Source organism: Paenibacillus artemisiicola (assembly GCF_017652985.1).
Taxonomy (GTDB): domain Bacteria; phylum Bacillota; class Bacilli; order Paenibacillales; family Paenibacillaceae; genus Paenibacillus_Z; species Paenibacillus_Z artemisiicola.
In genome coordinates this window covers 19,568-42,287 of the sequence record NZ_JAGGDJ010000049.1, presented here as the reverse complement: position 1 = coordinate 42,287, position 22,720 = coordinate 19,568, and the positions used below count along the sequence as shown (strand labels likewise).

Below are 22,720 nucleotides of genomic sequence, written 5' to 3'. Positions count from 1 at the left end.
CCCCGGCGACGCTGCGCGAGGGCGGCGCGCTGCTGGCGCAAGCCCGGAAAGCGGCCGAGGAGCGCTTCTTCGACGGGCCCGGCCGCGTGACGCGGTTCGCGAGCCTGCCCGCGCGGCTCGAGCTCGGCCTCGGCGAAGGGGACGGCGACGACCTGCCCGGCAAGCTCGATCTGGCGGACCGGGCGGGCACCGCCGAGGCGATCGGCCGGTTCTTCGAGCTGATGGTCCGCCTCCGCGCCACCAAGGCGCGCGTGCTGGCGGGCGCGCGGGCGCTGCTCGGCGCGATCGCCGCCGAACGGGCGAAGTACGGGGAACCCGTCGCCGCCGAGGCCGGCGACCCCGCCGACTGGGCGCGGGCGGCGGAGCGCGCGGAGACGCTCGGAGAGCTGCGGGAGCTGCTGCTGGCGCTCGCCGGCGCCATCGGCGGGGCGCTCGCGGGCCGGCAGCCGGACCGGCATTTGCAGCTCGTGCAGCAGGTGGCCGGGATCATCGAGGACGAGTACGGCGCGTCGCTCACGATCGACGACCTGGCGGGCCGGGTGTTCCTGTCCCCGAACTACCTGCGCGTGCTGTTCAAGGAGAAGAAGGGCTGCACCGTGCACGAATATTTGACGCGGATCCGGCTGAACAAGTCGCTCGAGCTGCTGAAGGACAAATCGCTCAAGATCCACGACGTCGCCCGGCGCGTCGGGTACGACAACACCTCCTACTTCTGTTCGTTCTTCTACAAAACGCAGGGAGTCACGCCCAATGAGTATCGCAAAAAGTTTTTATAGGCCGCTGCGCCCGTTCTACGCGAAGCTGGTCAACCGGCGGTATCGGAGCAAGCTGTTCCTCGTGTTCCTGCTCGTCACGATCGTCCCGGTGTCCTTCCTCGTCGCGTACGCGTACCACGCGATCAAGGACCAGCTCGTCCGCCAGGCCGTCGACAACGTCGGCGGCACGATGGCGCAGCTCGACAACAACATCGAGAACAAGCTCGACCTCTACGCGCAAATCTCCACGCTGATCTACCTGGACACGGAGCTGCGCAATTATTTGGTCAACCCGTACAAGAAGAACGACGTGTACGTGCTCGACGCGTTCGACTACATCAACAAGTCGCTGTACAAGATCATGGCGATGAACCCGAACCTGAAGGCGATCACGATCTATTCGGACAACGAATCGCTGAACTCGGACGGCTTCTTCATCAAGCACATGGAGGATCTGCCGCAGACGCTCCGCGACCGCTCGTTCCAGGCGGAGGGCCGGTTGACGAGCTTCTACCAGAACGATTCCGCCAACGGGAAAGTCATTTTGCTGGCGCGCTCGCTGAACTACCTGAGCCTGAACTATCCGTACGGCATCCTGACGATGGAGATTTCCGACTGGGAGCTCTACTCCCTGATCGAGAAGGAGAACAAGAACAAGACGATCTACGTGGCGGACGAGAACGGCGACGTCATCACGTCGAGCGTCCGGCGGCCGGCGTACCGGAACGTCGCGGAGCTTCTGCCGGGCGGCGCTCATGCGGACGCGCTGAACGCGGGGCAGCCGGTCTACGCGAACATCGGCGGCGAGCCGTCCATCCTCGTGGAGAAGCGGCTCTCGAACGGCTGGCGGACGGTCGTCGTCCTCCCCTATGACGAGCTGATCGACCAGGCGTCCGATGCCTCGCGGAAAATGCTCCTGATCTCGCTCGCCTGCATCGCCGTCGCCGTCGTGCTGATCTACGGCACGAGCCAGCTCATGACGAAGCGCTTCGAGTCGCTGCTGCAGCAGATCCGCAAGGTGGAACGCGGGCATTTCGACGTCGATCTGCGGCGGATGGGCACGGACGAGGTCGGGCAGCTCTCGTTCGCGCTGAAGAAGATGGCGGTCACGATCCAGGAGCTGATCAACGACGTCTACAAGAAGGAGATCGCCCAGAAGGAGGCGGAGATGGACAGCCTGCAGGCCCAAATCTCGCCGCATTTCCTGTACAACACCCTCGCGTCGATCTCCGCGCTCGCCGTCGCGGGCGACACGAGGCAGAGCCACCGGATGGCGGACGACCTGGCGCGCTTCTACCGCATCTCGCTCAGCAAGGGGAAGAAGAGCATCCCGATCGAGCAGGAGCTGCGCCTGACCGAGCATTACCTCGCGATCCAGAAGGTGCGGTTCGAGGGGCTGTTCGACGTCCGGTTCGTCCTCGACGAGTCGCTGCTGCACTACACGACGCCGAAGCTGATCCTGCAGCCGTTCCTCGAGAACTGCATCAACCACGCCATGTGGGACGAGGAGAAGGGCATCGGCATCGTCATCAGGCTGGCGGCGGACGGGGGCGATCTGGTGCTGGCGGTCATCGACGACGGCATGGGCATCCCGCGGGACGTCATGGAGCGGATGCGCGACAAGCCGGACCAGTCGGCGGGCTACGGCATCTACAACGTGCACAAGCGGATCCAGCTCGCCTTCGGGGAGCGCTACGGCGTGCGCGTCTACAGCCGGCTCGGCATCGGGACGTCGGTCCACATTCGCATGCCGATGACGCGGTGAAGCGGGGATGTAAGTCGTTTTCCGGCACGTTTGAATGCAAAGTGGTATGGAAACGCGGCGAAGCGGGTGTCTACAATAAATCTAGGCGTCAGCGGTTCGGTCCGCAACGGAACCGGCCGGTCCGGGCGGAAATATGAAATCGCTGCCATCGCAACATTCGCCAATTCGGCATAGGGGGACAAGAGAGGCATGTGGAAAAAAGGACAGTTTCGGTTCACGGTCGCCATGGTGCTGATGGCATCCATGCTCGCCGGCTGCGGCGGCAACGACAAGCCGGCCGCGAACGAAGGCGCGGACGGCGGGAACGCGCCGGCGGCCGGCAACGCGGCCGGCACGAACGGGGCGGACGGCGGGAACGCCCCGGCGGGCAATAAGCCGGTGACGTTCACCTTCTTCGACGCGAACGTCGGCGACTCGTTCGACAACCCGGTCGCGAAGGAGATCACGGCGAAGACGAACGTCATGCTCGAGATCCAGCAGCCGACGGGCAATCCGTCCGAGAAGCTGAACCTGATGCTCGCGAGCAACGATTTGCCGGACATCATGGACATCGGCCGCGGCGACATCCTCGAGAAATACATCGCGGCGGGCGCGCTCGTCCCGCTGAACGACCTGATCGACCAGTACGGCCCGCACATCAAGGAGATGTACGGCGACATGCTGAAGAAGACGCGCAGCGCGGACGGCAAGAACTACTACCTCGCCAACTGGTACGGCCTCGAGCAGTATCCGGTGTTCGGCTTCCTGATGCGGATGGACGTCATGAAGGAGCTCGGCGTCGGCGACAAGACGAACAACGGCGAGCCGTTCTCGTCCGACGAATTCGTCGATCTGCTGAAGAAGTACAAGGAGAAGTACCCGACGACGAACGGCAAGCCGACGGTGCCGATCACCTTCAACGGGGAGAACATGGGCGCGATCACGGGCTCGTTCAAGGGCATGTTCGGCATCATGCCGTACTACCAGGACGGCGGCGAGCTGAAGACGGACGTGAAGGATCCGCGCTACCTCGAAATGATCAAATTCATGAATTCGCTGTATACGCAAGGCTTGATCGATCCGGAATGGGCGACCAACAAGACGCAGCAGTACGAGCAGAAGCTGGCGAGCGGCAGCTATTTCGCCACGGCCGACGCCTTCTGGAACCTCGGCAAGCCGAACACGATTCTGAAGGACGGCGCCAAGGACCAGGCGAAGAAGGACGAAGCGCAGTTCTATCCGTACAAGGTGCTGGCGCCGGGCGTCGAGCCGTCGAAGGCGACGTACGGGCCGAAGAGTTCCCTCGGCTGGGACGGCATCGGCATCTCGAAGAGCAACAAGGATCCGGTGCGCGCGATCCAATTCCTCGACTTCCTCGCGAGCGAGGAAGGGCAGTACCTGATGATGTGGGGCATCGAAGGCAAGGATTGGGACATGAAGGACGGCAAGCACGTGCCGCGGCCGGAGACGCTGGAAGGGTTCGCGAAGGACTGGGACGGCTATTCCAAGCAGACCGGCATCCGCAAATGGACGTGGACGATCAAGAACGGCCCGGGCTCCGACGGCACGCCGTACGACTTGATCGGCCGCTATCAGACCGATCCGGTATCCGCGCTCGCGATCAAGAACCTGGCGGACACGTCGTTCGACACGGCGCCGTTCGACAATCTCGGCCCGAGCGGCGGCACGCCGGAGGCGATCATCCAGCAGAAGGTCAACGAGACGACGTCGAAGTACTTCCCGCGCATGGTCATGGCCGCGTCGGAGACGGAAGCCGTCGCCACGTACGACAAGATGATGAAGGAGCTCGAAACCGCGGGCGTCTCGAAGCTCGAGAAGATCTACACCGACAACTACAACAAACGGATGGAGCTGTGGAAGTAAGCGGTCGCGCGTCTGTCGCGATTCGCGGAAGACGGCCCGATTCGGGGAGAGGAGCGCCTGCGGGCGCTCCTTTTTACTTGGCGTTACGGAGCTGAGCCGATAAAAAAGAGCCCGAAGAGAACCAAAAAAGAGCCGGAAGTGAGCCGGATGGGGGGCATCGGGCCGGAAGAGCGCCCGGCAGACGAAAGCCCGGCGTTAATTCTCCTTCCGGAATTGCAGCGGCGTCATCCCGAGCTCGCGCCGGAACAGCCCGATGAACTGCGACGTCGTCGAGAAGCCGCATTCCAGCCCGATCGCGCTGACCGTCATCGTCGTATGCCGCAGCAGCTCGCGGGCGGCCTCCAGCCGCTTGCGCAGGACGTACCGGCCCGGCGAGCAGCCGGTCTGCGCCTTGAACAAATGGCGGAAGTGATCCTCGCCGTAGCCGGACAGCTCCGCCAGCGCGCGCAGCTGCACCGGCTGCGTGAAGTTCTCGTCCAGGTAGCGCCGCGCGTAGAAGAGCCGCTCCGGCCGCCGGCCGTCCTCCGCCGCGGGCTCCGCCTGCCGGCCGAGCAGCAGGACGATTTCGTTCAGCAGCAGGTCGGCGCGCGCCGCGTAGTGGGCTTTCTGCCCGAGCAGCTCTTCCTTCATCGTCAGCAGGAGCGCGTGAATCGTCCGCTCCGCCGTGTCGGGAATCAGCCCGTTCCGCAGCCGGACGGGAACGTCGTCGTACCGGAAGCCGAAGAAGAGGACGTCCGTCGCTTCGTCGTGCCGCTCGTCGTGCATGTAGTCCGGGCGGGTCAGCGTCATCGTGCCGGGCGCGTAAGCGAGCGTCCGGCCGTTCAGGTTCATCGCTCCGCTCCCCGAAACGTAATATACGAGCTCGTAGCAGCTATGCTTATGATAATCCACGTAAGTCCCCGCTTCATAAGACTTGTAGAAGAAGAAATCCAGCTTGCCGTTCATGCCGCCCGCCCGCCTTTCGCCGAATCCTGCTATTTTATCCCCAGTCTATTATAGCGGCGCGGGCCTGTCGACCCTATGATGAGAGTGAAGCGGCAACCATTCTTGCACGGGAGTGATGAGGCATGGCAAACGGGCTCGAAACCGGGCTGAGCGAGCAGGAAATCAAGCGATACGGGGAGGACGGCTTCCTCGTCTTCGACGGCATTTTGACGGACGAGGAGGTCGAAGAGCTGAGGCAGGCTTGCGAGGCGCCGCAAATCACGGGGCTGCGGTCGCAGAAGGACTACGAGACGGTCACGGTGCACGCGCTCGGCATCACGTCGCTGCATCCGGCGTTCCTGAAGCTGGCGAAGCATCCGGCGATCGTGGCGAAGCTGCGGTGCCTAATGGGCGAGGATATCCAGCTGCAGCATTCCAAGCTGGCGACGAAGCCGCCGACGAAGGGCGTCGGGGCGTTCGCCTGGCACCAGGACTTCGCGTATTATCCGCACACGAACACCAATATGCTGTCGGTGATGGTCATGCTGGACGACGCCACGCCGGAGAACGGCTGCATGCAAATGGTCCGGGGCAGCCACAAGTTCGGCTGTCTCGACCATATGAAGGACGGGCGCTTCGCCTGGGGCTGCCAGGAAAGCCGGTATTGGGAGTCGCCGGACAATCCGGACGATCTCGTCTACGTGACGCCGAAGACCGGCGGCATCAGCATCCACCACACGCTGACGCTGCACGGCTCGGCGGCGAACGCGTCCGGCCGCCCGCGGCGGGGGCTCGTGTTCTCGTACCGCGCGGCGGACGCCTACCAGCTGGCCGACACGCTGTTCGACGACACGGGGCTGATCGTCAGCGGCGGCTTCAAGGGCGTCGTCCGCTGCGAGGCCGGCGTGCTGACGCTGCCTTACCGGGGCGGCGGGGCGCATCCCTACGGCTCGGCGTGGAACCAGATCGGCGGCTTCGCGGCGGCGCATAACGCGGACGGCGCCTAAGCGGGGCGCTTCCTTCCTAAGCAAGGCGCCCCGGCGAGGCGCTTCGGTCTTAAGCAAGGCGGTCCGGCGCGGCGTTTCGGTTGGTACGCCGGATCGTGCCGTGCCGCCGAACGGGATAACCTGTCGTGACCATGGGGTTCGCCTAGGATGGCGGGCCTTTTTTTGCGTTCGGCACCGCGATTATGCGGCGCGCCCATATTATCGGCCGTTCTTTTGCCGATATAAGGAGGGGATGACCATTCCGCCGAGCGCGGACATACAAGGGAGCTGGACAACGAGCATGACCCATGACAAAGAAGCCTATTTGCAAGCGATCGCCGGGATGATGGACACGATGCTGAGCGTGTTTCCGGAAGAAGCGACGCTGATTCTGATCGACGAGACGCAGGTGCGGGCCTACCGGTCCTCGGGCATCGACGTGGAGGTCCCGATCGGCACGCCCCGTTCGGCGCTGGCGGGCACGATATCGGAGAAAGCCTTCGAGCAAGGCCGCGCGTTCCGCGAGGAGCGCGGGCCGGAGCGGTTCGGCGTGTCCTACGTCGGTACCGCGGTGCCGCTGCGGCTCGCGGGCGAGGTCGTCGGCGTGCTGACGTCCGCCGTGCTGAACCGCAGGCTGGACACGATCCGCGGTTCTTCGGAAAGCCTGGCGGCGTCCGTGCAGGAGATGACGGCAACGTCGAACGGCATCGCGGCGGCTTTCGGGGCCATCAGCGGCGAGATGGGCGCGCTGGCGGACAAGTCGGAGGCGCTGAACCGCGACATCGACGGCATCCAGTCCATCATCGGCGTCGTGCAGGAGCTGGCGGACACGTCCAACCTGCTCGGGCTGAACGCGTCGATCGAAGCGGCGCACGCCGGCGAATTCGGCAGAGGCTTCTCGGTGGTGGCCGGCGAGATCCGGCGGATGGCGGCCCAGAGCCGCGACGCCTCCCAGGACATCCGCGAGCAGCTCGGCGCGATGCAGGAGCGGCTGAAGGCGATCAGCGCGGACATCGACCGGATCAAGCGCGACATGGGTCATCACGCGGAGAGCGTGAAGGAGCTCGACGCGGCGTTCGGGCACGTCGCGTCCACGGCGGGCGAGATGCTGGAGAAGTTCACGCGGCAGTAAGCGCGGCCGGAGGGGCAATTCGTCTGTCGGCTCAGCTCCAAGCGCACGTATTCGCCCCGGTCTCGTCGGGCTCGCGCCGTACGGATAGCGAACGCGCGAAGGCGTACGCGCCAATGCCGCGCCGCCGCGCGCGATCCGCATGATCGCTTGCGAGGCCGAACGCGGTCCGAAGCGCATAAAAGGCTGTTCCCGGCGGGGCGGGAACAGCCTTTTTCCGTTGGCGCATCCTGCGCGCCCGATCCGCGTTAATACAGCCGCTGCGTCGCTTCCAGCTCGAACGCGCGCAGCTCGTCGTCGCGCCCTTCGCGGATCTTGACGGCCCATTCGGGGTCGTTCAAGAGCGCGCGCCCCACGGCGACGAGATCGAATTCGCCGCGCGCCAGCCGCTCGAGCAGCCCTTCGATGCCGGCCGTGCCGGCGCCCTTGCGCTCCTTGAAGAAGCGGGTGAACTCCAGGTCGAGCCCGACGGAGCCGACGGTGACGGTCGGCTTGCCCGTCAGCTTCTTCGTCCAGCCGGCGAGGTTCAGGTCGGCGCCGTCGTCGAACGCGGGCTCCCAGAACCGGCGGGTCGAGCAGTGGAACAGGTCCGCGCCGGCGTCGACGAGCGGCTCCAGGAAGCGGGCCAGCTCATCCGGCGTCGCCGCGAGCTTCGCGTCGTACGCGCCGTCCTTCCACTGCGAGTACCGCAGCATGATCGGGAAATCCGGGCCGACGGCGCGCCGGCACGCGGCGATGACCTCGGCGGCGAAGCGGGTCCGCTTCAGCATGTCGCCGCCGTATGCGTCCGTGCGGACGTTCGTGACGGCCCAGAAGAATTGGTCGATCAGGTAGCCGTGGGCGCCGTGCAGCTCGATGCCGTCGAAGCCGAGCCGCTTCGCGTCGCCGGCCGCCTGCGCGTACGCCGCGATCAGATCGGCGATTTCGCGTTCGGTCAGCGGCTCGCCGGCCCGTTCGCCGGCGAGGTTCAGCCCGGACGGGCCGACGGACGGCGCGTCCGGATGCGTGCCCGTGCCCGCCTTGCGCGCCATGCCGACATGCCAGAGCTGCGGCGCGATTTTGCCGCCGGCTTCGTGGACCGCCCGGACGACGCCGGCCCAGCCGTTCAAGGCCTCCTCGCCGTAGAAGTGCGGCCACTTCGTGCTGGCGCCCGCCGCGGGATGGTTGATCAGCGTGCCTTCCGTGACGATCAGGCCGACGCCGTTCTCCGCGCGCCGCCGGTAGTAGGCGGCCACGTCGTCGCCCGGGACGCCGCCGGGCGAGAAGCCGCGGGTCATCGGGGCCATGACGATCCGGTTGTCGAGCGACAGCTTCGGGGAGCGGAAAGGTTCGAACAGCGCTTTCGCCGTATCGGTGGTCATCGTGAATTCCTCCTTATGCATCATCGGATATAAAGGGATAAGGGGCGATTGAATGCGGGCAGCGGGATTCCGTTCTCGCGGTACCGGAAGCGAAATCCATGGTTCCACTTTACTCCATAAAGCCTTCCATTTCAATTCGCATAGTCGGCATTGCGAATCCGGAACGCACGGCGCGTCCGGCGGCGCGTCCGGCAGCGTTCCCGCCGTCTTTCCGGCGTTCGCGTCCATCCGCCGCCGTCCGCCGCCAAGCCGGAAAAAAGAAGCTTTCCGGAGCAATTGGCGGGTTCGTCCGCAAACGAACGGAATGAGCGCGTTTTCATCGCGCGAATTCGCCGCAGCCCGCGTCATGGCGCGCGCGGCGGCTTTTTACAATTTTCCCGGCCGGGACTACGATTAGAAGCATCACCACACAACTTACCGAACGCTGAATCCCATCAAGGGAGCGGGGGAACCATCGAAGCGGCCTGTCGCCAGGACCGGCTTCACGGGGTGAATCGCGGGCAGGCTCAGCTTGCTCGCGTAGGGCATTCTCTGGCCCGAATCCGGCAGCTAACCTCGCAAGCGGACAAGAGAGACGACCAGGCCGAACGCGCGCAAAGCGTTGCTTTTCTTTGCGCTGCCCATGAAGCCGGGAGCAGAGACATCTCTTCTCCCGGCTTCTTTTTTATACCAATTTATAGGAGTGACGAACATGCAAGCGGTGCAAACGGAAGCCACGCACAGGCGGGAACGAATGGACAAGGTAACGATCGAACGGATCGAATGCTTCCGGTTCGACCGGGAGTCGGCGCGGCTGCTGCTGCCGGATTCCACGGTCAAGGATTGCTGCGGGATCCTCATGCTCGGCTCGGCGACGGGCGAGCTCGGGATCGGCGTCTTTCGCGAGTGCGCGCTCAAGGGGGATTTCATCCGCTGGGCGTGCGCGTTCCAAGGGTTCAAGCACCATACCGTCGGCGAAGGCTTGCTGGAGGCAAGCCTGAAGCACGACGTCTGGGGCGACGTCCGGTCGCTCGCGGCGGAGAACGCGCTGCGCGAGCTGGCCGCGGGCCGTACCGCCGCGCCGGACGAGCCGCTGTTCGTCAGCCTGCACGATCACGCGTACTGCTTCGAGCATGCGCAGGCGTATGTCATTTTTTAGGAGGCGGTAGTGGCGGCAGCCGTCATTTTTATGCTTTTTTTACGCGCGGCCCCGCACTCTTTACCCCGAATTTATGGGAAACGGCGTTAAGATGACGATGTGCGAAAGAAGGGAGCAGGGATGAAGACGTGAACGAAAGGGAAGCAACCGCGCAGCGAACGGCCGCGCCGCAAACGTCCGCGCAGCAGACGGCGCAAGCGATCGTCGTGTCGGCCATGACCAAGGCCGGCGAGCAGTTCATGAAGCAGCTGCTCGTCAAGGGACTGCCGTTTACGGCCGTCACGAACAGCGTCGCCGAACGGCAGCAGCTCGCCAAGCTCGGCGTCCAGTCGATTTTGCTGGTGAACACGATCGATCCGGACACGTGGGAGCGGCCGGACCGCCCCGTCGGGAAGGCGTTTCTGTTCGAAAGCAGCTTGTCGCTGTGCTGCAGGTATTTGCGCATGATCCGCAAGTGGACCGACCAGCCGGTGTACGTCGTCACGGGGCGCACGCACGGGCGGCTGATCTACAAGGGGCTCGGCGCCGACCATATCGTGCATGTCCAGACGGGCGGCCTCGGCTCTCTGCTGGAGTAGCATAAAAAGGTTTACTTTGGAAGAAAGTATCAGTAGGCAAGGGAAAGGTAGCGGAGGAGGGTGTACGGATGGTTAACGATTTTACGATGGTGCTCCTGGCTGCGGTCGTCTTCGGACTCTTTTGGGGCTTCCGGGCATTTTGCGGACGCGCCTGAGCCGGCGGCGCCCGGGCGCTTGAGCGGACCGGCGGAACGGCCGGACGCGGAACGCGGCCCACACTACGCGAAGGAGGGTCAACCATGGTCGTAATGGGGATTATCGCCATTGCCCTGATCGTATATCTCGGTTTCGTCTTGGTGAAGCCGGAGAAGTTTTAAACCTTGGATCGCCGTTTCATTAATTGAGGAGGAAATATCGCTATGGCTATGGGATTCGTTCAAGTCGCCGTCACGCTGGTCATTATCATGCTCTTGGTGAAGCCGGTCGGCGCTTATCTTGTCAAAGTCTTCTCGCAGGAAAAAACCGGACTCGATCGCGCGTTCGGGCCTGTCGAGCGGCTGCTCTACCGGATCATGGGCGTGCGGGAAGGCGAGTCGATGGGCTGGCGCGCGTACGTGGGCGCCGTGCTCCTCTCCAACTTCGTCATGCTGCTGCTGATCTATCTGATTCTGCGGCTGCAGAGCTACCTGCCGCTCAATCCCGACGGCATCGGCAACATGCCCGCGGGGCAGGCGTTCAATACGGCCGCGTCGTTCATCACGAACACGAACTGGCAGTCCTACAGCGGCGAGAACGGATTGTCCTACTTATCGCAGCTGATCGCGATCACGTTCCCGATGTTCACGTCGGCGGCCACCGGCTTCGCCATCGCGGTCGCGTTCATCCGCGGCTTGATCGGCCGCCAGGACAACCTCGGCAACTTCTACGTCGACATGACCCGTACGATCACGCGGGTATTCCTGCCGATCAGCTTCATCGTCGCGCTGTTCCTGGTGTTCCAGGGCGTGCCTCAGACGCTGATGGGCGCCGTGCACGCCACCACGCTCGAAGGCGGCGATCAGACGATCGTGCGCGGGCTTATCGCCTCGCTGGAATCGATCAAGCACTTGGGGACCAACGGCGGCGGCTGGATGGGCACGAACGCGGCGCATCCGTTCGAGAACCCGACGGCGCTCGCGAATCTCGTCCATATTCTGTGCATGATGCTGCTGCCGACGGCGCTCGTCTACGCGTTCGGCCTGATGATCCGCAACAAGAAGCAGGGCTGGGCCGTGTTCGGCGCGATGAGCTTTATTTTTCTCGTCATGCTGGTTACGGTATTCGTTTCGGAATATAAAGGCGTCGGCGCGCTGGACGCCATGGGCGTTCATGGCAACATGGAAGGCAAGGAAGTCCGCTTCGGCATCTCCGAATCGGCGCTCTTCACGACCGTCACGACGGCGGCCACGACGGGCAGCGTCAACAACATGCACGAATCCTTGACCCCGCTCGGCGGCTTCACGGCGCTGGCGGAAATGATGCTGAACAACGTGTTCGGCGGCAAGGGCGTCGGGCTGCTCAACGGGTTATTGTACTTGATTCTGTCGGTCTTCATATGCGGCCTGATGGTCGGCCGGACGCCGGAGTTCCTCGGCAAGAAGATCGAAGGCAAAGAAGTGAAGCTGGCGTGCATCGCGCTGCTGATCCATCCGCTCGTCATTCTCGTGCCGACGGCGATCGCGTTCCTCAGCCCGAACGCGCAGTCGTCGATCGCGAACGGCGGCATGCACGGCTTGACGGAAGTGCTCTACGCGTTCGCTTCGGGCGCGGCCAACAACGGCTCCGCATTTGGCGGCCTGACCTCCAATACGGACTTCTACAATATCGGCATCGGCGTGGTCATGCTGCTCGGCCGGTACGTCTCGATCATCGCGATGCTCGCGATCGCCGGCTCGCTGGCCGTCAAGCGCGTCATTCCGGTCACGACCGGCACGCTGCGCACCAACACGGCGCTGTTCTCGGGCATTCTCGTCGTGATCATTCTCGTCATCGGCGCGCTCACGTTCTTCCCGTCGGTCGCCCTCGGACCGATCGCCGAGCATCTGGCCATGCCGAAGTAACGCCCCGGGCGTTACCGTATCGCACTCGCTTTCCGTTATGCATTTAAGGGAGGATCTATATGGCTGCAAGCAAAAAAACGTTATCGAAGGACCTCGTCCTTCCCGCGGTCGGGGACGCGTTCAAGAAGCTGAACCCCGCCGTCATGATCAAGAACCCGGTCATGTTCATCGTGGAAGTCGGCACGCTCATCACGCTGCTGCTGTCCATCCAGCCGGATCTGTTCGGATCGTCCGGCGCGGGCCGGGGCTATAATCTCGCGGTGTTCTTCATCCTGTTGTTCACCGTGCTGTTCGCCAACTTCGCCGAAGCGCTGGCGGAGGGCCGCGGCAAGGCGCAGGCGGATACGCTGCGCAAGACCAAGTCCGACACGACGGCGAAGCTGCTTCAGAAGGACGGCTCGCTGAAGCAGGTCTCCTCGACGCAGCTGCGCAAGGGCGACATCGTCCGCGTCGACGCCGGGGAGATCATTCCGACGGACGGCGAGATCATCGAAGGGCTCGCGTCCGTCGACGAATCGGCGATCACGGGCGAATCCGCGCCGGTCATCAAGGAAGCCGGCGGCGACTTCTCGTCCGTCACCGGCGGCACGCGGGTCGCGTCCGACTTCATTATCGTGAAGGTCATGACGGACCCGGGCGAATCGTTCCTCGACCGGATGATCTCGCTCGTCGAAGGCGCGAAGCGCCAGAAGACGCCGAACGAAATCGCGCTGACGACGCTGCTCGCCGTCCTGACGATGATCTTCCTGATCGTCATCCTCACGATGGTGCCGATGGCGAATTACCTGAACGTCCAGCTCGACATCGCGACGCTGATCGCGCTGCTCGTCTGCTTGATCCCGACGACGATCGGCGGGCTGCTGTCCGCGATCGGCATCGCCGGCATGGACCGCGTCACGCAGTTCAACGTGCTCGCGATGTCCGGCAAGGCCGTCGAAGCGGCCGGCGACATCGACACGCTCATCCTGGACAAAACCGGCACGATCACGTACGGCAACCGGATGGCGTCCGAATTCCTGCCCGTGAAAGGCACGACCGCCAAGGAGATGACGCTGGCCTCGCTGAAGGCGTCCGTCAAGGACGAAACGCCGGAAGGCCGGTCCATCGTCGAGCTGGCGACGAAGCTCGGCGAGTCGTTCGCCGAGAGCGAATACGGCCGCGCCGAGCCGATCGAATTCACCGCCGAGACCCGGATGTCGGGCCTCGACCTGCCGGACGGCACGAAGATCCGCAAGGGCGCCGTGGACGCGATCAAGCGGTACGTCGCGGCGCAGGGCGGCACGCTTCCCGGCGACCTGGAAGAGATTTCGAACCGCATCGCCAAGGCGGGCGGCACGCCGCTCGCGGTCGCGATCGGCGACCGGATTTACGGCGTCATCTACTTGAAGGACACCGTCAAGCCGGGCCTGAAGGAACGGTTCGCGGAGCTGCGCGCCATGGGCATCAAGACGATCATGGCCACGGGCGATAATCCGCTGACGGCCGCGACGATCGCGCTGGAAGCCGGCGTCGACGACTTCATCGCGGAAGCGAAGCCGGAGGACAAGATCGCCGTCATCAAGCGGGAGCAGCAGGAAGGCAAGCTCGTCGCGATGACGGGCGACGGCACGAACGACGCCCCGGCGCTGGCGCAGGCCGACGTCGGCCTGGCGATGAACTCCGGCACGATGGCCGCGAAGGAAGCGGCCAACATGATCGATCTCGATTCCGACCCGACGAAGCTGCTGTCCGTCGTGTCCATCGGCAAGCAGCTGCTCATTACCCGCGGCGCGCTGACGACGTTCTCGATCTCCAACGACATCGCCAAGTACTTCGCCATTATTCCGGCGATGTTCATCATCGCGATGCCGCAGCTGCAATCGCTCAACATCATGGATCTGGCGTCGCCGAAATCCGCGATCCTGTCCGCGCTGATCTTCAACGCGATCATCATTCCGCTGCTCATTCCGATCGCGATGAAGGGCGTCAAGTACCGCGCCATGAGCGCCGACCGGCTGCTGACGCGCAACGTGCTGCTGTACGGCATCGGCGGCGTGATCGTGCCGTTCATCGGAATCAAGATCATCGACTTGATCCTGCACGGCTTGCATTTGGCCTAAACTTGGTAGAAGAGGAGTCTTCACATGAGAACGATTGTTACCGCTTTGCGCGTGTCGATAGTGATGATGCTGGTTTGCGGTTTGATTTATCCGCTCGTGACGACCGGGTTCGCCCAGGTGCTGTTTCCGAAACAGGCGGACGGCAGTCTGATGGAGGCGGCGGACGGAACCGTCACCGGTTCGGAGATCATCGCGCAGGGCTTCGAATCGCCGAAGTTGTTCCACCCGCGGGTGTCGGTCGCGAAGTTCGATCCGACCGCGACGGTCGGCTCCAACCGCGCCGTGGCGACGGAGGATTACGTGGCGGAGATCGGCAAGAACGTCGACGCCGTGAAGGCCGAGAACCCCGGCATGACGGACGTGCCGGCCGACCTGGTCACCTCCTCCGGCTCCGGCTTCGACCCGGATCTGTCGCCGGAGGCGGCGAAGGCGCAGGTATCGCGCATCAGCAAGGCGACCGGCCTGAGCGCCGACGAGCTGAACAAGCTGATCGACGATACGACGAAGAGCCGGCAGCTGGGGATTTTCGGCGAGCCCCGCGTGAACGTCAACGCGCTTAACGAAGCGCTGCTGCAACGCATCAAGCTGTAACGGACGCGGCCGCTCCCGGCAACGGGGGGCGGCTTTGTCTGCGTTAAGGACGACCGGTTACGGAGGGAGGAGACAGCCGTGGGAGGCTTCAGGCGCAAGACGCCGGAGGAAATATTGCAGTCGATCTCCAAGCTGCACCGGGGCACGCTGAAAATTTACATCGGTCCCGTCAGCGGCTCGGGCAAAACGTACCATATGCTGCGGGAAGGCCAGACGCTGCTGCAGCAGGGCGTCGACGTCGTCATCTGCGCCGTGTCGACGCTGCAGCGGAAGGAGACGGTGGAGCAGCTCGGGGAGCTGGAACGGGTGCCGAGCATACACTGGTACCGCGAGCAGATGGAATGCAAGGATTTGAACCTCGACGCGCTGCTGGAGCGCAATCCCGAGGTCGTCCTCGTGGACGGCCTGGCGCACCGCAACCGGGAGGGCGCGCGGTTCCGCACGCGGCTCGAGGACATCAAGTTCCTGCTCGGCCACGGCATCAGCGTCATCACGACGGTCAACGTCTACGAGCTCGAAGGGTATACGGAGCTGGCTCAGAAACTGACGGGCATCGAGGTGAAGCATACGGTGCCCGCGGACACGCTGGAGCTGGCGGACGAGGTCCGGCTCATCGACGTCACGCCGGAGACGATCCTGAACCGGCTGGCGGAGGGCCACTTGAACGGGAGCACGGATCTGCCGCTGTTCAAACGGGGCAATTTGGGCGTGCTGCGCGAGCTGGCGCTGCGGCTCGTCGCCGAGGACGTCGGCGATTCGCTGCGGGAGCACCGGGAGGAGCTGGGCCTGGACGGTCCGGCCGGCACGGGAGAGCGGATCCTGGTATCGGCCCAGTATCATTGGAACGGGTCGATCTACGTCCGCCGCGGGCAGCAGATCGCGAAGCGGCTGAACGGGGACCTGCTGGTCGTGACGTTCCGCAACATGAAGCGCGCGCTGTCCAAGGAGGCGGCCGTCTTCCGGCGGAGCATCATCAAGCTGGCGGAGAAGGTCGACGGCGAGTTCGAGGAGCTGCCGTTCCGCTCGCGCCGGCAAATCCCGAAGACGATCGTCGATTACGCCGCCGCGCACGGCGTGACCCGCATCGTCATGGGGCACACGAAGCATACCCGCTGGCAGGAGCTGCTGCAGGGCTCGGTCGTCAACCAAATCCTGAAGCGCGCCACCGGCCTCGACGTCTTCCTCGTGGCCGACCGGTCGGAGCGGGAGGGCGAGCGGGTGCTGCCCGCGAACATCGCTCCGGCCGCGCCGCCGCAGCCGTACCGGCGGCTGAGCGAGCAAGAGGTGACGGAGCGGATCGGCGAGATCAAGCGCGGCCGGTTCAAGGTCTATATCGGGGCGGCGCCCGGCGTCGGCAAGACGTATACGATGCTGCGCGAAGGCAACGACCTGCTGCGCAAGGGCATCGACGCGCGAATCGGCCTCTTGGAGACGCACGGCCGCCGGGACACGATCGAGCAGGTCGGAACGCTGCCGTCGGTCGCGCGAGAGCGGATCCTGTACCAGGGCGTCGAGCTGGAGGAGATGGATACCAAGGCGATCATCGCCGCGAGCCCGGAGGTCGTGCTCGTCGACGAGCTGGCGCACACGAACGTGCCGGGCAGCCGCAACAAAAAGCGGTACGAGGACGTCTTGGAAATACTGGACGCCGGCATCTCGGTCATCACGACCGTGAACGTGCAGCATCTGGAGAGCCTGAACGACGCGGTGGAACAGATCACGGGCATCCGCGTCCGCGAAACGGTGCCGGACAGTATTCTGCAGCTGGCGAATGAAGTACAATTGATAGACGTGGCGCCCGAAGCGCTCCGCAACCGGATGCGCGAGGGCAAAATTTACGCGATGGCCAAGGTCGACCAGGCGCTCTCGAACTTCTTCAAGACGGGCAACCTCATCGCGCTGCGCGAGCTGGCCCTGCGCGAGATCGCCGACGACGTCGACGAGCGGCTCGAATCGCTGGAGCGGAAGAGCTCGCTGCGCGGCCCGTGGCGCCGGCGCGAGGCGATCTTCGTCTGCGTCAACAACACGCCCTACGCCAAGCGGCTCGTCCGCCGCGGCTTCCGGACCGCTTACCGGCTCAAGGCGCCGTGGTGCGTCAACTACGTGCAGGTCGGCTCCTCGCTCGGCGAGCGGGAGCGGCGCCAGCTGGAGACGCTGGAGCTGCTGACCGTCAAGCTCGGGGGCACGTTCGTCGTGCACCGCGCGGAGTCGCGCAAGGCGATCGCGGGCGTGCTGTCGGCGAAGGCGGACGAAGCGGAGGCGACGCAGCTGATCATCGGGCAGTCGAAGCTGCCGTGGTGGAGCGCCTTCCGGTACGGCTCGGTCGTGAAGAAGCTGATCGCCTTGTCCCGGTACCGGGATATCTTGGTCGTCGCGGATTACGGGGGGAAAGAAGGTGAGGAGCGTCGCAGCCGCTGACCGCCCGGCAAGGCCGGCTTACCGGCCTTATGCTTGGACCATGCTCGGCATCGCCGCGCTGACCGCCGCGCTCCACGTCGTCGGTTCGGCGTTCGATGCCGTCAACATTGCCCTTATCTATTTATTTCCGGTGCTGTTCAGCGCCGTCTATTGGGGCCTCGCTCCCGCCGTCTTCGCCGCGGCGGCGGGCATGCTCGCGTTCGATTATTTTTTCGTTCCGCCGTTTCTTAGTTTTACGGTCCAGGACCTGCGGTACTTGCTCTCCTTCGCCGTCTATATCGCGGTGGCGGCGCTGACCGCGACGCTCGCGAGCCGGCTGAAGCAGCAGGCGAAGCACGCCAAGGACCGGGAAGCGCTGACGGCGGCGCTCTATTCGCTGAGCCGCCAGATGACGGCGATCGGCGATCTCCGGGCGCTGCTGGAAAATATCGCGTCCCAGGTGTCCGCGACGCTGGAGGCGCCGATCGCGATCTACCTGCCGGGGGCCGCGGGCGAGCTGGAGCGGGCGGCGTGGTCGCCCGGCGAGCACGGCTTCGGCGAAGGCGAGCCGCCCATGGCCATCGCCGATTGGGCGTTCAAGCACGGCGAACCGGCGGGCAAAGGGACGGGGACGCTGGGCGCCTTCCCGGGATTGTTCGTCCCGCTCCGGACGGAGGAGCGGACGTACGGCGTCCTCGCCGTGCGCGCCGAGGAGGCGCCGCATGCCGACAGCCGCCGGCTGCTCGAGGCGTACGGCGGCTTGGCCGCGACCGCGATCGCCCGCGTGAAGCTGAGCGAGGAAGCGAAGCTCGCGCATCTGACGGCGGAGTCGGAGCGGATCCGGACGGCGCTGCTCGACTCCGTGTCGCACGAGCTGCGCACGCCGCTCGCCACCATCATCGGCTCGGCGACGGCGCTGATGGAGAGCGACGACGTGTTCTCGTCCGCGGACCGGCTGGAGCTGCTCGGCACCGTCCGCGACGGGGCGCTGCGGATGAACCGCCTCGTGACCAACCTGCTCGGCATGGTGAAGCTCGAGAGCGGCATGCTGGCGCTGCGCCGCGACTGGTGCGACGCCGCGGACATCGTCGGCGTCGCGCTGGCGCAGGTGAAGGGCTTCAAGCAGAACCGGCGCCTGATCGCGAAGCTGCCGGAGCCGGCGGTTTATTTTCCCGCCGACGAGGTGCTGCTGGAGCAGGTGCTGGTCAACGTCGTCAGCAACGCGATCAAGTATTCGCCGGACGGCAGCGAGATCGTGATCGCGGCGCGCCAGACGGGACCGTGGGTGCGCATCTCGGTGGCGGACCAGGGGATCGGCATCGCGGAGGCCGACCGCGAACGGATTTTCGAGAAGTTTTACCGCGGGCAGAACGGCGGCGGGACGACCGGCACGGGGCTCGGGCTCGCCATCTGCAAGGGCATCGTGGAAGCCCACGGCGGCACGATCACGGCGTCGCCCCGGGCGGAGAAGGGGACGGTCGTCACGATCGCGCTGCCGGCGGGCGAGCCGCCGACCGAGGACCGGACGCGCAAGGAGGAGGAAGCTTGACATGACAACGACCGGCGGCGCGCGGATTCTCGTCGTGGACGACGAGCCGCAGATCATCAAGCTGCTGAAGGTGACGCTGAAGGCGCATCATTTCGAGGTGCTGGAGGCGGCGACGGGCGAGGACGGCATCTACCAGGCGAGCATCGGCCGCCCGGATCTGATCGTGCTCGACCTGGGGCTGCCGGACGTGCCGGGCATGACGGTGCTGCGCCGCATCCGCGAATGGTCGCGGGCGCCCGTCATCGTGCTGACGGCGAAGGACCGCGAGGCCGACAAGATCGAAGCGCTCGACAGCGGCGCGGACGATTACGTCACGAAGCCGTTCGGCATGGGCGAGCTGGTGGCCCGCATCCGCGTGGCGCTGCGCCACGCGGGCAACGCCCAGCAGGAGCCGGTGCTTCGCTTCGGCCGGCTCGTCGTCGATCTCGCGCAGCGGCTCGTGGAGCTGGACGGGAGCCGGGTGAAGCTGACGCCGACCGAGTACGAGCTGCTGAAGGTGCTGGCGTCCAACGCGGGCAAGGTCGTCACCCAGCGCCATCTGCTGCAGCAGGTGTGGGGCGGCCATCACCACGAATCCGACAGCCACTACTTGCGCGTGTACATCGGCCATCTGCGCAAGAAGCTGGAGGAGGACCCGACGCGGCCGACGTTCATCGAGACGGAGCCGGGCATCGGGTACCGGTTCCTGCTGCGGGATTCGGAGGAATGAACGGCGGGAGGCGCCGCGCCGCAGGCGGACGGGCGCCGGCGGCAAGCGGACGTCGACGGCAAACGGACGCGCGGCTCCCGCTCCCGGGAGCCGCGCGCAGCCGGAGCTCGGCGCGGCCGACGATCCCGGCGGGCACGACGAACCCGGCTCGCGCGCATCGCGCATGCAGCGTGAGCGCAAACGCAGCACAAACGCATCGCAACGAAGGCAGCCTAAACCAAGGCTGCCTTCGTTGCGTTTCCGTCCCGCGGAGCCGCGCGGCGGCTAATTCACGTACCGGCGAAACCGTTTCGTGCGCTTCACCATCTTGCACTGCGACATGTAGCGGCGCATGCTTTTCTTCTGCGTATGGCCCTTGCTGCTCTTGCCGCGGACGCAGACGTAATGCTTCTTGGACAGGGAGTAGATCCGAATGTTGCGGCGATGGCAGCGCCCGAGCCAGCCGGCATCGGTGCCGGACTTCTTGAACTCGGGAAACTTCACCCGCTTCCAAACCGACCGGCGGAAGACGAGCGTCCCGCCCTTCAGGCTGCGCGTATAGCTCCATTCGCCGCCGGGACGGTACAGCATCAGCGCCCGTTTCGCTTTGAAGTAGACGTAGGACGTATGCTTGCCGACGATGCCCGCTTTGCCCCCTTTGATCGCGCGGGCGGCTTCCCGGAGGAACTTCGGGCCGTAATAGTCGTCGTCGTCGAACTTGGCGACGAGCCCTTTGCTCGCGCGCTTGACGGCGTAGTTCAGGCATTTCCCGAGCTTGTATTTCTGGGAAAGCCGGTACACCCGGATTTCGTTCTTCTTATAGCGCCTCGCCCGTTTCCGGTAACGCTTGATGTTCAGCTTGTCGTTGTTCAGGACGATGATCATTCGCTTGTTCTTCCATCGCTGCCGTCTGTAGTTCGCGAACACGTTATCGATGCACTTCCGGCGGATCGTGCAGGTGACTACGGTAATCATGGGTCGTCATCTCCGTTTGGCGTATATGAAAGCATCGTTTCGCTTCCTTAGGCGTTCTTTGTAGGATATGAGCGGACATCGGCGCAAGGCACGGCGCATGCACTACTTTCTTCGCGCGGGCGGCGGCGCCTCGCCTTCATAGATTGGGTCGTACTCCGACCCGTTCGCCGAATCGTCACGGGCTGGAAGAAGAAAAGGCATGGACGATTCCCGTCCCGATCGGCTAATCTAGGAAAAGCGGGAGGTGGGGGAGCAGATGTACAACGCAATCATCGTCGACGACGAAGCCGTCGTCCGCATCGGCCTGAAGAACACGATCGACTGGCGGGAGCACGGCTTCGCGCTGATCGGCGACTACGCCAACGGGCGCGACGCTTGGGAGGCGATCGAGCAGCGCAAGCCCGACCTCGTCATCTCCGACATCAGCATGCCGTTCATGGACGGCCTGGAGCTGGCGGGCCTGATCGCCGCCAATTATCCGTATATCAAAGTGATCATTCTGACCGGCTACGACGAATTCGAGTACGCCCGGCAGGCGCTGCGCCTGAAGGTATCGGATTTCGTGCTGAAGCCGATTACCGCCCGCGAGATCCGGGGGCTGCTGGACAAGGTCCGCGCCGAGATGGACGAAGAGCGGGAACGCCGGGAGGACCTGAGCCGGCTGCAGAGCCAGCTGAAGCAAAGCCTGCCGATTTTACGAGAGCGCTTTCTGGAGCGGCTCGTCGCCGTCGGCCTCGGCAAGGCGGAGATCGCGGACCGTTTCGCGTACTTCGGCCTGGCGCCGCTCGCCGCCGGATCCGTCGCCGTCGTGGCGGACATCGACGATTTCGGCGACCGCGAGCTGCCGTCGTACGAGCACGACGCGGAATTTTTGCGGTTCGCCGCGTTCGATATTTTCGAGGAAGTCGCCGAGCGGCAGGGCGCGATCGCCTTCCGCACGCGCGAGGAGCGGATGGTCGCGATTCTCGCCGGCGAAGGGGACGGCAGCGACCTTTACGAAACCGCTTTCCGGTACGCCGAGGAGGTCCGCTACCACATCGAGAAGTTCCTCAGCTTCACGGCGACGTTCGGCGTCGGGCGCGTCGTGCCGTCCGCCGAGCTGCTGCCGGCCTCCTACAAGGGCGCGCTGTCCGCGCTCGACTACCGGTTCCTGCACGGCAAGAACCGCGTGCTCGGCATCCTCGACCTGGAGGGCCGGCCGGAGGGCGAGCCGCTCGCGAACGCCGCGTGGGACCGGAAGCTCGTCTCGACCGTCAAGACCGGCTCCGTCCACGAGGCGCAGACGCTGATCGAGGACGGCATCGCGGAGCTGAAGCGCTCGCGCGTGCCGATCGAGACGTGCTTCCTGCAGATGCAGAAGGTCGTGCTGGCGCTCATGAACGCGATCCAGGAGGTCGTGGCGCACGACCGCGAAGCGTCGATCGACAGCCAGATGATGCTGATGGAAGTATACAAGTTCAAGACGCTCGACGAGATCGAGGCGTGGCTCAAGCAGGTCGTCGGCGCCGTCATGACGGAGATCGCGGAGAACCGGAATCATTTCGCGAACGCGCAGATGCATCGGGCGGTCGAATACATCGAGACGCATTATGCCGACGACAAAATGTCGCTGCAGGACCTATGCCGCCACGTGCACATGAGCACCAGCTACTTCAGCCTCGTGTTCAAGCAGCATACGGGCGAGACGTTCGTCGAGTATTTGACCGGCGTCCGCATCGCCAAGGCGAAGGAGCTGCTGCAGGCGACGGGCCTGAAGTTTTACGAGATCGCGGCGCAGGTCGGCTACGGCGACCCGAATTATTTCAGCCTCCTGTTCAAGAAACGGGCCGGCATGACGCCGAAGGAGTACCGGGAACGGCTCGCGAAGGAGAGCGGTGCTTAAG

The 22,720-nt window shown here is 64.6% G+C and carries 18 protein-coding genes and 1 riboswitch; of the genes, 15 read left to right on the top strand and 3 right to left on the bottom strand.

The annotated features are described in order from the left end of the window. From I8J29_RS28750 to I8J29_RS28740, 3 genes are all read left to right on the top strand, one after another. Positions 1-776: helix-turn-helix transcriptional regulator (locus tag I8J29_RS28750; protein WP_208850775.1), on the top strand; the 776-nt coding region annotated here is incomplete at its 5' end. Next, positions 751-2,520 carry a sensor histidine kinase gene (locus I8J29_RS28745; protein WP_208850774.1) on the top strand — a complete coding sequence of 590 codons (1,770 nt, stop codon included), beginning with the start codon at positions 751-753 and terminating at the stop codon, positions 2,518-2,520. The genes I8J29_RS28750 and I8J29_RS28745, both read left to right, overlap by 26 nt. Before the next feature lie 189 nt (positions 2,521-2,709). Beyond that, positions 2,710-4,383 (top strand): ABC transporter substrate-binding protein, encoded by a 1,674-nt coding sequence (locus I8J29_RS28740; protein ID WP_208850773.1) that lies wholly within the window; start codon positions 2,710-2,712, stop codon positions 4,381-4,383. Between the two features lie 195 nt (positions 4,384-4,578). Here I8J29_RS28740 and I8J29_RS28735 read toward each other — a convergent pair whose 3' ends face one another. After that, on the bottom strand, positions 4,579-5,328 hold the full coding sequence (locus I8J29_RS28735; protein ID WP_208850772.1) for an AraC family transcriptional regulator: 750 nt from the start codon (positions 5,326-5,328) through the stop codon (positions 4,579-4,581). A gap of 122 nt (positions 5,329-5,450) precedes the next feature. Here I8J29_RS28735 and I8J29_RS28730 point away from each other — a divergent pair, with 122 nt between their 5' ends. Together I8J29_RS28730 and I8J29_RS28725 are read left to right on the top strand one after the other, a co-directional pair. Then, positions 5,451-6,314, top strand: a complete 864-nt coding sequence (locus I8J29_RS28730; protein WP_208850771.1) for a phytanoyl-CoA dioxygenase family protein — start codon at positions 5,451-5,453, stop codon at positions 6,312-6,314. A 280-nt stretch (positions 6,315-6,594) separates the two neighbouring features. Further along, positions 6,595-7,425, top strand: a complete 831-nt coding sequence (locus I8J29_RS28725; protein WP_208850770.1) for a methyl-accepting chemotaxis protein — start codon at positions 6,595-6,597, stop codon at positions 7,423-7,425. 245 nt (positions 7,426-7,670) lie between these two features. On the opposite strand, the gene I8J29_RS28720 is transcribed toward I8J29_RS28725, so the two are convergent. Beyond that, positions 7,671-8,783: an NADH:flavin oxidoreductase gene (locus tag I8J29_RS28720; RefSeq protein WP_240546557.1), complete on the bottom strand. Its 1,113-nt coding sequence runs from the start codon at positions 8,781-8,783 to the stop codon at positions 7,671-7,673. 412 nt (positions 8,784-9,195) lie between these two features. Next, a riboswitch (cyclic di-AMP (ydaO/yuaA leader) is annotated at positions 9,196-9,362 on the top strand. A 112-nt stretch (positions 9,363-9,474) separates the two neighbouring features. Between I8J29_RS28720 and I8J29_RS28715 the strand changes: the two genes are divergently transcribed. The 9 genes from I8J29_RS28715 (at position 9,475) to I8J29_RS28675 (ending at position 19,883) form a co-directional block, all read left to right on the top strand. After that, a complete protein-coding gene (locus I8J29_RS28715; RefSeq protein WP_208850769.1) occupies positions 9,475-9,921 on the top strand; it encodes a hypothetical protein in 447 nt (148 codons plus the stop codon). Positions 9,922-10,049: 128 nt separating this feature from the next. Continuing rightward, positions 10,050-10,499, top strand: coding sequence for a hypothetical protein (locus I8J29_RS28710; RefSeq protein WP_338113311.1), 450 nt, complete (start codon positions 10,050-10,052; stop codon positions 10,497-10,499). A gap of 239 nt (positions 10,500-10,738) precedes the next feature. Continuing rightward, positions 10,739-10,816 (top strand): potassium-transporting ATPase subunit F, encoded by a 78-nt coding sequence (locus I8J29_RS34690; RefSeq protein ID WP_090648601.1) that lies wholly within the window; start codon positions 10,739-10,741, stop codon positions 10,814-10,816. Positions 10,817-10,864: 48 nt separating this feature from the next. Further along, complete coding sequence (kdpA, locus tag I8J29_RS28700; RefSeq protein WP_208850777.1) at positions 10,865-12,538, top strand: potassium-transporting ATPase subunit KdpA; 1,674 nt, start codon at positions 10,865-10,867, stop codon at positions 12,536-12,538. 59 nt (positions 12,539-12,597) lie between these two features. After that, positions 12,598-14,637: a potassium-transporting ATPase subunit KdpB gene (gene kdpB / locus I8J29_RS28695; protein WP_208850768.1), complete on the top strand. Its 2,040-nt coding sequence runs from the start codon at positions 12,598-12,600 to the stop codon at positions 14,635-14,637. Positions 14,638-14,661: 24 nt separating this feature from the next. Then, positions 14,662-15,228 (top strand): potassium-transporting ATPase subunit KdpC, encoded by a 567-nt coding sequence (gene kdpC, locus I8J29_RS28690; protein ID WP_208850767.1) that lies wholly within the window; start codon positions 14,662-14,664, stop codon positions 15,226-15,228. Between the two features lie 78 nt (positions 15,229-15,306). Then, positions 15,307-17,646: a universal stress protein gene (locus I8J29_RS28685; RefSeq protein ID WP_208850766.1), complete on the top strand. Its 2,340-nt coding sequence runs from the start codon at positions 15,307-15,309 to the stop codon at positions 17,644-17,646. Beyond that, on the top strand, positions 17,624-19,174 hold the full coding sequence (locus I8J29_RS28680; protein ID WP_338113310.1) for an ATP-binding protein: 1,551 nt from the start codon (positions 17,624-17,626) through the stop codon (positions 19,172-19,174). Before I8J29_RS28685 ends, I8J29_RS28680 begins: the two co-directional genes overlap by 23 nt. A 1-nt stretch (position 19,175) precedes the next feature. Then, a complete protein-coding gene (locus I8J29_RS28675; RefSeq protein ID WP_090648526.1) occupies positions 19,176-19,883 on the top strand; it encodes a response regulator in 708 nt (235 codons plus the stop codon). A gap of 264 nt (positions 19,884-20,147) precedes the next feature. Here I8J29_RS28675 and I8J29_RS28670 read toward each other — a convergent pair whose 3' ends face one another. Further along, on the bottom strand, positions 20,148-20,837 hold the full coding sequence (locus I8J29_RS28670; protein ID WP_208850765.1) for a glycosyltransferase: 690 nt from the start codon (positions 20,835-20,837) through the stop codon (positions 20,148-20,150). A gap of 256 nt (positions 20,838-21,093) precedes the next feature. On the opposite strand from I8J29_RS28670, the gene I8J29_RS28665 reads away from it, so the two are divergent. Beyond that, entirely contained in the window at positions 21,094-22,719 is a 1,626-nt protein-coding gene (locus I8J29_RS28665; protein WP_208850764.1) for a response regulator transcription factor, read from the top strand. Position 22,720 lies beyond the last annotated feature (1 nt).